General features: G+C 57.3%; 10 protein-coding genes and 1 riboswitch. Of the genes, 6 read left to right on the forward strand and 4 right to left on the reverse strand.

What is annotated here, in order from left to right:
- A partial coding sequence (locus ACIQ17_RS24425) for an LLM class flavin-dependent oxidoreductase (protein WP_398471823.1) occupies positions 1-669 on the reverse strand: 669 nt, incomplete at its 3' end.
- Between the two features lie 32 nt (positions 670-701).
- Positions 702-1,925, reverse strand: coding sequence for a M24 family metallopeptidase (locus ACIQ17_RS24430; RefSeq protein WP_398471824.1), 1,224 nt, complete (start codon positions 1,923-1,925; stop codon positions 702-704).
- 116 nt (positions 1,926-2,041) lie between these two features.
- Here ACIQ17_RS24430 and ACIQ17_RS24435 point away from each other — a divergent pair, with 116 nt between their 5' ends.
- The 4 genes from ACIQ17_RS24435 to ACIQ17_RS24450 are packed head-to-tail and all read left to right on the forward strand — an operon-like array spanning position 2,042 to position 6,710.
- Positions 2,042-2,911: an FAD binding domain-containing protein gene (locus tag ACIQ17_RS24435; RefSeq protein ID WP_398471826.1), complete on the forward strand. Its 870-nt coding sequence runs from the start codon at positions 2,042-2,044 to the stop codon at positions 2,909-2,911.
- Positions 2,880-3,386 (forward strand): (2Fe-2S)-binding protein, encoded by a 507-nt coding sequence (locus ACIQ17_RS24440; protein ID WP_398471827.1) that lies wholly within the window; start codon positions 2,880-2,882, stop codon positions 3,384-3,386. Before ACIQ17_RS24435 ends, ACIQ17_RS24440 begins: the two co-directional genes overlap by 32 nt.
- 1 nt (position 3,387) lies before the next feature.
- Positions 3,388-5,703 carry a xanthine dehydrogenase family protein molybdopterin-binding subunit gene (locus ACIQ17_RS24445; RefSeq protein WP_398471828.1) on the forward strand — a complete coding sequence of 772 codons (2,316 nt, stop codon included), beginning with the start codon at positions 3,388-3,390 and terminating at the stop codon, positions 5,701-5,703.
- Complete coding sequence (locus ACIQ17_RS24450) at positions 5,700-6,710, forward strand: LLM class flavin-dependent oxidoreductase (protein ID WP_398471829.1); 1,011 nt, start codon at positions 5,700-5,702, stop codon at positions 6,708-6,710. Before ACIQ17_RS24445 ends, ACIQ17_RS24450 begins: the two co-directional genes overlap by 4 nt.
- 385 nt (positions 6,711-7,095) lie before the next feature.
- On the opposite strand, the gene ACIQ17_RS24455 is transcribed toward ACIQ17_RS24450, so the two are convergent.
- Entirely contained in the window at positions 7,096-8,202 is a 1,107-nt protein-coding gene (locus ACIQ17_RS24455) for a DSD1 family PLP-dependent enzyme (RefSeq protein ID WP_398471831.1), read from the reverse strand.
- 132 nt (positions 8,203-8,334) lie between these two features.
- Positions 8,335-8,420: riboswitch (glycine riboswitch) on the forward strand.
- A gap of 128 nt (positions 8,421-8,548) precedes the next feature.
- Between ACIQ17_RS24455 and ACIQ17_RS24460 the strand changes: the two genes are divergently transcribed.
- Positions 8,549-9,787, forward strand: a complete 1,239-nt coding sequence (locus tag ACIQ17_RS24460) for a D-amino acid dehydrogenase (protein WP_398471832.1) — start codon at positions 8,549-8,551, stop codon at positions 9,785-9,787.
- Positions 9,788-10,230: 443 nt separating this feature from the next.
- Positions 10,231-11,109 carry an IclR family transcriptional regulator gene (locus tag ACIQ17_RS24465; protein ID WP_398471833.1) on the forward strand — a complete coding sequence of 293 codons (879 nt, stop codon included), beginning with the start codon at positions 10,231-10,233 and terminating at the stop codon, positions 11,107-11,109.
- On the opposite strand, the gene cofC is transcribed toward ACIQ17_RS24465, so the two are convergent.
- The coding region (gene cofC, locus ACIQ17_RS24470; protein ID WP_398471835.1) for a 2-phospho-L-lactate guanylyltransferase at positions 11,106-11,704 on the reverse strand (599 nt) is incomplete at its 5' end. The two genes, ACIQ17_RS24465 and cofC, sit on opposite strands and share 4 nt — an antisense overlap.

The raw sequence follows: 11,704 nt of genomic DNA on the forward strand, positions 1-11,704 counted from the left end.
AGCTGCCTTCAACGCCTGAATTCGCTCGGCGATCTCATTGAGCGGGCGCCACCCAGGCAGCCAACCTTGCCCGATCTCGACCGCGCGCTCGACCGCCTTCATATTGTGGCCGCCGATATAGAGCGGAAACGGATTCTGCAGCGGCTTCGGGAACATCTCGAGATCTTTGTAGGAGTAGTATTTTCCATCATAAGATGAAACCTTCTCCGTCGTCAGCTTGCGGAAGATCTCGAGTCCCTCTTCCATCATGTCGCCGCGGTGAGGTTTTTCGTAGCGGTTGCCAACCCAGGCTTCGAACTCTTCCCGATAGGCACCGAGGCCAACCGCGATCATGAGACGTCCACCCGACATCTGATCGATCGTCGCTATCTGCTTGGTCAGATATACGGGCTCGCGGTTCGGAACGACCAAGAGTGCTGTACCGACGCGCAGGGTCGTCGTCGCCTGCGCAATCATAGCCAGCGTAATCAGCACATCATAAAAATTCGGAGAATCCGTAAAATGATCCCTGACATAGTTCGGTGTCGTGATGTGGTCATTGCCCCACACCGAGTCGAATCCCAGCTTCTCAGCCAGCTGCGACTGGCGCACCAAGTCCTGCGGCTTGCAGAAATTGACCGGATACACGAGGCCTTCATAGCCAGTCGAAAGGCAGATCGAAAACTTCATTCTCGTAACTCCCGAGTTGGTAGCGAGGAAAGCTAAAGGATACGGATCGCTGTGGGCAGCGACATCAAGGATTCCGCGCCGTTCCGCGTCACACGAATCATGTCTTCGACCTGCAAGCCGGCAAATCCGATCTCGTAATATGGCGTCTCGACGCAGATCACCATGTCTTCTTCGAGCACCATATTCGCGCTTGCCGCGATGTTCGGCGGATCATAACCGTCGACACCAATGCCATGACCGACATGGCTTCGGGCATAATGCGGAATACCTTCCCGCTGCACGGTGCCGACCACCTCGTCGAACAGTTCAGAGACCTTCAGTCCAGGCCTGATCACATCATAGGCGCGCAGCACGCCCTTCTCGACTGCCGAATAATATTTCCGCACTTTCTCGCCGGGCTCACCCAATGCCGCGCCCCGCGACATGTCGGATCGATAATGCCGATAGCGCCCGCCGACATCGAAGCGGATGAGATCGCCATCCCGAAGCGCACGATCGGATGGCTGGACGTTGCTGAGTGCCGATCGATTGCCAAATCCAAGACACCCAACCACTGGCGCGGTGTCATTCTCGGCGAGATATGCGTTGAACTTGCGCATCATTTCCCGCTCGGTGACGCCCTCTCTGGCAACGGACAGCGCGGCCTCGATCGCTCCCTCGGTGATGCGCGCAGCCGACCTTAAAATCTCGATCTCTCCGAGCGTCTTGATCGCCCGCACATTCTCAAACAGCGAGAAGCTACGAACGAAGCGCACATTCGGCAGCGCTTCTTGCAGCTGCTCCATGCATTGCGGCGTGATTCCCATCTCGTCGATTGCGACTGTGCCGCGCTCAACTCCGTAGTCCCTCATGGCCGCAACCAGCGCTTCAACCGAACTGTCAGAAGAACTGGTTGCAAACAGTCGTTTCTGGCTCTCGTAGGTCTCATTCGGGGTGCTTGTGCCGTCGAAATCGACCTGGAAGTACCCGTATCGGCGAATGTCGCTCATCCAGGGGTGCTGGTCCGGCACCAGATCCAACAGGCTCGTATTGATAATGAGCGAGGATTTTTCTGGAGACCCTACATACAGAGCGTAGGCTTGCGGCCCGCGACGCACCCATTGCGACATCGCCCAAAAGCCACTGAGGTAAGTCACATTCTCGGCGCAGGTCGCTATGACCGCGTCGAAGCCGCCCTTCTTCATGAGCGCATTTAGCCGTGGGATATTGGTAAGCATCATAAACCCTGTGTGCCGAATAACGGGACGCTGTTTCACAAGAGTGATCCAGCAACACACTGCTGTCAACACCGAAAGAAAATTGACTCATAGAATCCACCATGCGATGGTATTGGAAACAGCGTTCTGGTTATCGGCACACTGGAAGACGCATCGTGAAATTACCCGCTATTACTTACTTGAGCCCATTCTCAATCGAAGAGACGATCGCTCTCTTGGACCAGCACGATGGTGACGCTAAGATTTTGAGCGGCGGCCAAAGCTTGATGCCGATGCTGGCCTTCCGCCTAGCGTCCTGCAGCATCTTGATCGACATCAAGAACATCAACGGCCTTAACGAAATCGTCGTTTCAGACCGCAGCGTGACATTGGGCGCCAGAGTTCGCTGGCGCGATATCGAGCAGAACACGACTCTCTCTGTCGCTCATCCGCTCCTTGTCGAAGCCGTGAAACACGTCGCCCATTATGCGATCCGAAATCGCGGAACCGTGGGTGGAAGCCTCGCGCATGGCGATCCGGCCTCGGAACTGCCAGCCGTCGCCGTCGCATGCGGCGCCAAGATTAACATCATCGGCCCTGCAGGCTTGAGATCGGTGAATGCGGAAGACTTCTTTCTTGCTCCCTTGATGACCGCCTTGGAGCACAATGAAATGATCGTATCCCTTGAACTTCCTGCTTGGCCCGGTGATCGACGCTATGCCGTCAAGGAGTTTGCTCGGCGCAAGGGCGACTTCGCGTTGGCGGGGGCGATCGTGCAATTCGAGATGAAGGACGGCTGCATCGATCAGCCCCGGATCGGCGCATTCGGCGTCGGTGACCAGCCACTTCGCCTATCCGAAGCAGAGGGCACCCTGAGCGGAAGCCCTCCCAATGCCGAAATCTTTGCCCGCGCGGCAGCCGCGGGCGTGGCAGATCTGGACATCAGAAGCGACATTCACGCCGACGCCAACTATCGCCGGGCCCTCCTCGAAACCCTCATAATGCGCGCACTCGATGAAGCGCACGCTCGGCGGCCGCATGACTAAGACATCGATCTCGCTCACCCTGAACGGTCACACGACCTCCGTGAACGTATCGCAACGCACGACCCTGGCCGACGCCATTCGCGACGACGCGCGCCTCACCGGCACCCATATTGGTTGCGAGCACGGCGTATGCGGAGCCTGCACTGTCATCGTCGACGGATTGGCAGTGCGATCATGTCTGATGCTGGCTGTCCAGGCCGATGGAAGCGACATCGTCACGATCGAAGGGCTGTCGCTTGATGGCGCAATGTCGCCGTTGCAGCAGGCTTTCAGAAAGCATCATGCTGTGCAATGCGGATTTTGCACGCCAGGCATCCTAACCACGATGCACGCACTGTTGCTGGACGAGCCCGAGGCAAGCGAAGAGCGCATCCGCGAGGTGCTGTCTGGCAATGTCTGCAGATGCACCGGCTACGTCCAGATTATCGCTGCGGTACAGGACGCCCAATCCAGCTACAGAACCGAGAAGCTGTGACATGGTGAACGTGAATAATTATGTCGGAAGCCCGCTGGATCGTATCGAAGACCTTCGTCTTCTTGTCGGTTCAGGCACGTTTGTCGCGGACCTGAAGCCCGACAACCTTCTATATGCCGTCGTTCTGCGAAGCACGATCGCACACGGTGTGATCAAGTCGATCAATGCGGCCGCCGCAGAGGCGCTGGACGGTGTCGCCGCAGTGATCACTGCGGGGGATATCGGCGTCATTCCAACGATCCCGATCCGACAGCATGGCACGCCCGAAGGCGAGCGGTTCAAGCAACCGATCATCGCCAGCGACAAGGTACGTTACGTTGGTGAGCCTATCGCCTTAATCGTCGCGTCAGAGCAATGGATCGCCGAAGACGCAGCAGAGCTTGTCGATGTTGAATATGGTGAGCTTCCTGTTGCTTCCAGCTACAGCGTATCCGCCGCAGCAACGTTCCTGTTGTTCGATGACGCCCAGTCTAATTTGGCCACGACGTTCGTTGGGCAAATGGGCGATACGGATGTCGCATTCGCGTCAGCCGCTTACCGCAAGAAAGAGCGCTTTGGCGTGCAGCGCCATACGGCCTGCCCCATGGAAACAAGAGGCCTCGTCGCGGAATGGGACGATCGGTCGCAGAAAATGGTCGTCACCGGCGCGACAAAAGTTCCGTTCTTCAATCGGTCAGTCCTCGCAAATATGCTTGGCCTCGACGAGGTTCAGGTCGATCTGATCGAGGTCGATGTCGGCGGCGGCTTCGGTGCGCGCGGCGAGTTTTATCCTGAAGATTTTCTGATCCCGTTCGCCGCTCGACATCTGAAGGCACCAGTCCGATGGATCGAAGATCGTCGCGAACATCTCTCGGCCATGAACCATGCGCGGGAAATGTATGCGGAGCTTGAGATCGCCTGCAGTTCGGACGGCATCGTCCTCGGCGTGCGGGGCGAGGTCAATGTCGATCTAGGCGCTTATGTCCGAACAAACGGGCTCACCGCTCCCCGGAACGTCGTTCAGTTCGTGAGCGGGCCATATCGCGTACCGAACATCTCGATCGCGTCGCATTCCTACTTGACCAACAAAACGCCGACCGGCACCTATCGCGGCCCGGGGCGCTATGAGGCCAGCTTCTTTTTCGAGCGTCTGCTGGATATGGCAGCACGAGATCTGGGGATCGATCCGGCAGAGCTGCGGTTGAAGAATCTCATATCCAAGGATGAACTGCCGCGCCCTCTCGCGACAATGATTGGCCTGGATCAGACCTGGCAGACCGAACTCGATAACGGAGACTACGGCCACATCATGCGGCTGTGCCTGGACAAGTTTGGCTGGGACGAGAAGAAATCGCTCCAGGGCCGGGTTGTCGATGGATGGCATCACGGGATCGGGGTCGGGAATTTCGTCGAAGGCGGCGCTGGTGGCCGGTTCGAGAATGCTCGCATCACGATCGCGCAGGAAGGGACGATATTGGTGGCAGTCGGCTCGACCGCTTCGGGCCAGGGTCTCCAAACCATCCTCAGCCAGATCGCGGCCGATGCGCTCTCGCTGCCGATTGACCGCATACGACTGCTGCACGGATCGACCACGCTGGTCACCAAGGGCGTAGGATCTTTTCATTCCCGCTCCACTGTGATGGGCGGGTCGGCGATCCTGCTGGCCGCTACATCATTCCTGAAATTACTGCGAGAAGAGGCCGCGAAGGCGCTCGACTGCGACGTGTCTGAAGTCGTTATCGCTGACGGACTCGTTTCTTATGGGGCTGAGAGCCACGAGTTCACCAAGTTTGCAGGCCTCACCGTAGAGGAGCGGTTCGAAAACAAAAAGCTCACTTACAGCTACGGATGTCACGCCGCGCACATAGCGGTTGATCCATTGACCGGCGAAGTGAAAGTTCTCGATTATGTCACCGTCGATGACGTCGGCCGCGTCATCAATCCGGCCGTGTTGCACGGCCAGATCCTGGGCTCCATCGTACAGGGGCTCGGCAGCACATTCCTCGAGCATCTTCAATATGACGACCAGGGACAACTGCTGACGGGTTCTTTCGCAGACTACCTACTCCCGACATCCACGGACTTCCCCTCCATAAGAGGAGATTCGCTTGGCGTGCATCCTTGTCCGAACAATCCTCTGGGAGCGAAAGGTGCAGGCGAAGGCGGATTAATCTCAGTCGGCGGCGTGATCGCTAACGCCGTAGCCTCCGCTCTTGCATCCATGTCGGTCGAGCCGACCGAACTGCCACTCTCCCCTCCCCGACTGTGGAAACTGATTCAGGAAGCGCGTGCGAAGACGGAGCATGTTGCATTGGAAGGCGCCGAGGAGCGACCATGAACGATACCCCTAAACTTGGCATACGCGTTGACGGCTCCGTGACGCCGCAGGAATGCGTCGAAATGGCAGTCGCAGCCGATAGGGCCGGCCTCGCCGGTGTATGGTTTGCCGAAAATGCATTTGCCAGGGGCATTTGGCCCGCTGCAGCTGCATGCGCCGCAGCCACAAAGCGTATCCACATTCATGCCGGCGTCTTCAATCCGTTCACGCGACATCCCGCGATGATGGCGATGGAAATGGCCGCGCTCAGCGACCTCGCTGGCGATCGGGCCAGCATCAGCATCGGCGCCGGCATCATGTCGGCAACCGCCAAACTCGAAATCGATGCCCAACGGCCCGTTCCTGCACTCCGGGATGCCATCGCGATTCTTCGTGGCCTGCTTCGCGGTGAAGAAGTCGACTACACCGGCCCCCGGTTCTCGGCCAAGAAGGTCAAGCTTGAGCAGCCACCTAAACATGACATTCCCATCTTCCTTGCCGGCAGAGGCAATCTGACCGTCAAGCTCGCTGGCGAGGGCGCCGATGGTCTCCTCGTCTCGAACATGTGTTCGGCGGGATATGCAGGTCACTCGGCCGAGCTCATGCGAGATGCCCGGCCGTCAAAAGCTGGCGGGGCCGTCGTTCAATACATGCCCTGCGTGGTCAATCAATCGTCCAAGGCCGCTCTTGAAGAAGCGACCCGCATTGTGGGCGAGATGGTCCCGCGTTTTTGGGCTTTGAGCCAGAAAGTACCATCGGCAAAGGAAGCGCTTCTGCTCGACACTGCAATCGCAGAACACGAGTTCATCGAGGTATCGTTGCGCCTTGCAAATGGCGAAGATCCGGTGTCGGTGCTGGATGAGCGATATGCTCTTGCCTTCTCGCTGTTCGGAACGCCGGATGAGTGTCTCGCACTGGCCACGAAATACAAGAAGCAGGGCGTCGATGAGCTCGGCCTTACATTTGCCGGGGATCACGCCGTCGAAAGCATCGCAGCTCTTGGCCAACGAATGTCAGCACTGCAGTAGATCCTGGGCTTATTTCGAACGCTTGCGCACATGATGCGCAGGCGTTTACGGAACAGCCATCGCGACAATGGCTGGGAATAGCAGATCGATCGAGGCGCAGAGAAACGGTATGCGCCTTCATTCATAGCGATCGCTCTTAGCTAAATTCCGGTCTGATGTAGCGGCTCCATCAGAGTAATGAGCGGAGATTTCCTCGAACTCCGCAAACCGTCGCGCGAGCTTGATAATCTCCGCGCGAGCTTTCCGATCTCGGACACGCATGAAGGAACTGAAGAGACTGAAGCAGTCCTCTGTCAGGCCAGCATCATCAGTTCTGATTTGTGGGATTTGAAACACTCCCCTAAATGCCGTTCGAAGACTTCGGCGACGCGCTCACCCGCATCTTTCAAAACTGATATCGTCCGACGACTGGCCAGGATTCGATGCTTTGATCTTCCCGGAATACCGTATAGCGCGGGTGTAGATTGACGGTCGGATCACAATGCGTTGTGAGGACAAGCACCCGACTTCCTACAGCCGGGACCGCACCTCCGGGCGGAATCGTGATTATCCCATGCTCATCGCCGGCAAAGCGATAGGTCGATCCAGCCGGCGCACCAATAATCAGCGTCGGTGGCGGGCCATTGAAGGCAAGCGCCTTGACGCCGGCATCAATGGTCACGGATCCGGCTCTATTGATCGATGTGACCGTTGCGAGGACGAACAGACTCGGCTTGAATGGGAGCGCGACACCGCCGCTCTGCCGAACAGCGCCGTAATCAGCATCCATAAAAATATATGAGCCAACCTGAAGCTCGGTATACGGACCGTCGCAATCGAACTCGCTGGCGCCGGTCCCGCTGCCGGTGATATGCGCAATGTCGTGCCCTGCGGCACGCAGTGCTTCTGCATATGCTTTCAATTGGCGTGCGACGTCCCGGGCCGAACCGGACCGTTCAGCGGCGTCGTGGATGTGCTGCACATGGCCAGCGAAACCCTGTATGCCGACCAGGCGCATCGCGGTCGTGGTGATGTGGGCTGCGATGTCCAATGCAGCGGATATGCTGCATACGCCGGTGCGCCCCTGCCCCACATCGATATCTATCAACAGGTCCGGGCAGATCGATGCATCATCGAGTAGGCTGCTCAACGCGGTGACTTGGTGAATATGATCGACCACCAGCATAATGCGGGATGCCCGCATGATATTCGCCAGGCGGGGCAATTTCGCGGGATCGGCCACTGGTGATGTCAGCAGAAGACCTACGATCCCGGCATCGGAAAGGCATGAAAGCTCGTCCACAGTAGCGCAAGAGATGCCGATCGCGCCGGCAGCCATCTGGCGCCTGGCAATCTCCAGACACTTATGGGTCTTCGCATGCGGTCGCAGTCTCACACCGGTCGCCGCCGCGCGTTGAGCCATCATCTCGATATTGTTCAACAGCGCAGTTTCATCGAGGACAAGAGCCGGGGTTTCGATACCGCCCGATGGGGCGACGAGGGAGGAAAACATCACGTTCCTTTAATCGGCACACTGTTCTATACGTTATCATTGAGTAGGTAAGCGGTCAACGCGAAGGATTTCTCCTGATGCGAACTATCTTGCTTGAAATACGGAAGCGGCGATGCGAGTTTAGTTACGTTCGATGACTGCTCGGGAGAGATCGCATTCGCGACGTCGAAGGAGCAACCCCCAATAAACTCTCAGACAACAGGGACCGTGCAGTTGAACAATCTGGAGAGAGGCGCATTGCGTCCACCGAAGGGGATAACCGGCGCAAGCCGGCAAAGCTCTCAGGTACCCGCGACAGATGGGGCGAAGCGATCGATCGTCGATCGCCATCTTCGGCAGAGGTACAATGAATATCGGAATCATTGGTTCGGGGGTTACCGGAATCACCACGGCGGACGCCCTCCTATGTAGGGGGCACAGCGTGACTGTCTTCGAGCGCCATCCCTATGCGGCGATGGAAACATCCTTCGCGAATGGCGGCCAGCTCTCGGCAAGTAACGCGGAGGTCTGGAATAGCTGGAGCACTGTGGCCAAGGGGCTCAAGTGGATGTTCCGGCAAGACGCGCCGTTGCTGATGAACATGAAGCCGTCCTGGCACAAGTATTCCTGGCTCGGGGAGTTCATGGCTGCGATCCCCAACTATCGAAACAACACCGCAAAGACGGTGAAACTCGCTTTGGCCGCACGCCAGCACCTTTTCGACATAGCGGAAAGAGAGAACCTCGAATTCAATCTTGAGAAAAAGGGCATCCTTCACTTCTATCGTGACGAGAAGAGTTTTCGCGTCGCCGAAACCGTCAACAAGTTACTGAATGAAAGCGGCCTGGAGAGACATGCGGTCACTCCGGATGAGATAAAAGCGATTGAGCCTACCCTTCACGGTACATTCTTCGGTGGCTTCTACACTCCTTCCGACGCCACCGGTGACATACATAAATTTTCAGTAGGACTGGCAGCTGCATGTCAGCGCCGCGAAGCCACGTTCCTGACGCAAGCATCGGTGTCGAATGTGAAGAACCGCGGCGGCAAAGTCCACGTCCAGTTCACTAGAGGAGATGCGGACTCTGGAAAGATCGAGGAACAATCATTCGACAGGGTCATCGTCTGCGCTGGCGTCGCAAGCCGACGCTTTGCCGCTATGAATGGCGACCACATCAATGTTTATCCCGTCAAGGGATACTCGATCACCGTTCATCTCGACGACGAAATCAGCCAAACTGCCAGTCCGCGGGTTAGCCTCCTCGATGACGCGGCGAAGATCGTGACGAGCAGGCTCGGCGTGGATCGTTTTCGTGTCGCAGGGACTGCCGAATTCAACGGTGCGAATCTGGACATCCGCGCTGAGCGCATCAAGCCGCTGATCGAATGGTCGCGTCGACTGTTTCCGGACATGAGCACGCGACGCACCGTGCCATGGGCTGGCTTGAGACCGATGATGCCAAACATGATGCCGACGGTAAAAGAAAGCCGCGCGCCGGGAATATTTTACAACACCGGTCACGGCCATCTCGGATGGACGCTTTCCGCCGTCACTGCACAGCTGGTCGCGGATGCGATCGATAGCTCAGAGGCGCGAAGATCGTAAATCCGTCCAATACGGAGATGGAGGGGGCCCGCGTAGGAGTTTCCCCTCCTACTGCGCTTGACGCTCTCAAACTCCACAGCCACACGGAGCGTCCGATTGAGGCTATTAGACTGACAGTCCATCGAGCCACATCAAATTTTCTTCCGTCGGGTCGCTTTCCAGCAAAGCCATCATAAAATATGGCCTGCACCTACCTAAACCGTCTGAAAGTAACGCCAGATTCAAAGACCATTGCATTTCGTGCTAAATATCGGTACAGCGTTCAACTAGAACTTGATGCGCTGGCACGTATATCGGTCTTCGGAACACAGCTAGCAGCTACGAAATGCGCCGAGGCGGCGCGATGTCGAAGTTGCCAAAGCGTCGACCACGATCGATAGTTAGCGCAGCACGGTAAGTCGGCCTCATCTTCCGGCCGCGTGTTATCTGCAGATGAGGCATTAATGTCAGCCGACAATCTTAGCTCGGAAAATCAGTCCGTCGCTCGCGCCCTCTCAATGCTGGATCTTCTTTCGTTGAGCCCACCGCTTGGTATTCGAGAGATCGCTCGTCGCCTGGAACTCGCCCCGAGTATCGCGCAGCGTCTGGCCCGGACCCTCGCCAATGCCGGCTACCTCGAACAGTCTGGTGAAACATCTCGCTATGGCATCGGCTATCGCGCATTCCAGGTAGGGAACGCTTTCATCGGCCAGAACAGCCTGCATTCAGCCGTCATGCCGGAACTCCACGTTTTGGCGGACCTGCACATCAACGGGTTTCTCGGCGTGCATCGCGATCATGCCGTCGTCTATCTCGCAACCGTACAGAGCAATGGCCCTATTGCATTGACGCATCGGCCTGGCGCTCAGACGTATCTGCATTCGACCGCGCTCGGGAAAGCTCTGCTCGCCGAGATGCCGGATCAACAGGTGCGACAGCTTCTGGAACAGATTGCATTGCCTCGTCTCACCGATCAGACGAAAGTTTCGGTCCCGCAACTGCTCACCGAATTAAAGCAAGTCCGCGTCCAAGGATATGCGACGAATGATGAAGAAAATCGTCACGGCGTGTTTTCGGCAGGCGCGGTCGTATTGAACTCCGAGAACCACGCGGTCGGCGCGTTAAGCGGTGGCGTGCCGAGCGCCGGTCTCACGAAGAAAGAGCGCAACAGGGTGATCGAGCTCGTCGTCGAGGCCGCACGAAACGCCTCTCGCCGCCTTGGTGCCACGATTGATGGCGAACTGATCAGCACGCGCCATCGCGCTGGTTTGATGCTAAAGAAGATCGATGCGCCAGCGCCTGTCGCACCTAAACGGCGACCTGCGCGAGGCGCCCGGGCTTAACTAGCGATCCTCTCGACGAATGTCCGGTCGTCAGCAGGGCTCGTGGACCACTCTAGCAGATCCCGCGGCGTATCAACATCAAACGACAGCTCAGGGTCACTGGTAAGCAGCGTCCGTAGACCGCATTTTCGTGCAATTTCCGCATGATGATGTGCGCTTTGTGGACCGTATTTGAACTGTGCAGACGCTATGGGACGCCACAACAACACGTTCGTCCCATCGCACTTTCTGTCGGTGTAGATCATCACGTCGTATTTCGCGCGAAACTCACTGATGGCAGTGCGGAGACGGGCAGTGGATAGATAGGCAATATCCATCGGAAGAACCATGATCTCACGAGCGCCGTTGAACTGCGCATGGTGCTTTCCTGACGTCACGGCGTCATTTAGATCGCCGCAAAGCGGATCTGCTGAGGCCGTGAACCCGTAACTTAAGGCGTCAGCTGCTATGTCAACCGATCTGCTAACGACATGAGCGCGCGCGATGTCGGACAGTTTAGACACCTGTTCGAATGTGTGTCGAATAAGTCTCTTGTTGAACAAGAGCCTTTGCTCGGTGTTCAGATGCGTCGCCAATCGCGACTTCCCTTCGGAGG

This window comes from Tardiphaga sp. (assembly GCF_044340795.1).
Classification (GTDB): Bacteria; Pseudomonadota; Alphaproteobacteria; order Rhizobiales; family Xanthobacteraceae; genus Tardiphaga.

Excerpts from the sequence above, each read along its gene's own strand:
- ACIQ17_RS24440 (WP_398471827.1), top strand. The coding sequence starts at position 2,880 with ATGAAGCGCACGCTCGGCGGCCGCATGACTAAGACATCGATCTCGCTC.
- ACIQ17_RS24445 (WP_398471828.1), top strand. The coding sequence starts at position 3,388 with ATGGTGAACGTGAATAATTATGTCGGAAGCCCGCTGGATCGTATCGAA.
- ACIQ17_RS24450 (WP_398471829.1), top strand. The coding sequence starts at position 5,700 with ATGAACGATACCCCTAAACTTGGCATACGCGTTGACGGCTCCGTGACG.
- ACIQ17_RS24455 (WP_398471831.1), bottom strand. The coding sequence starts at position 8,202 with ATGTTTTCCTCCCTCGTCGCCCCATCGGGCGGTATCGAAACCCCGGCT.
- ACIQ17_RS24460 (WP_398471832.1), top strand. The coding sequence starts at position 8,549 with ATGAATATCGGAATCATTGGTTCGGGGGTTACCGGAATCACCACGGCG.
- ACIQ17_RS24465 (WP_398471833.1), top strand. The coding sequence starts at position 10,231 with ATGTCAGCCGACAATCTTAGCTCGGAAAATCAGTCCGTCGCTCGCGCC.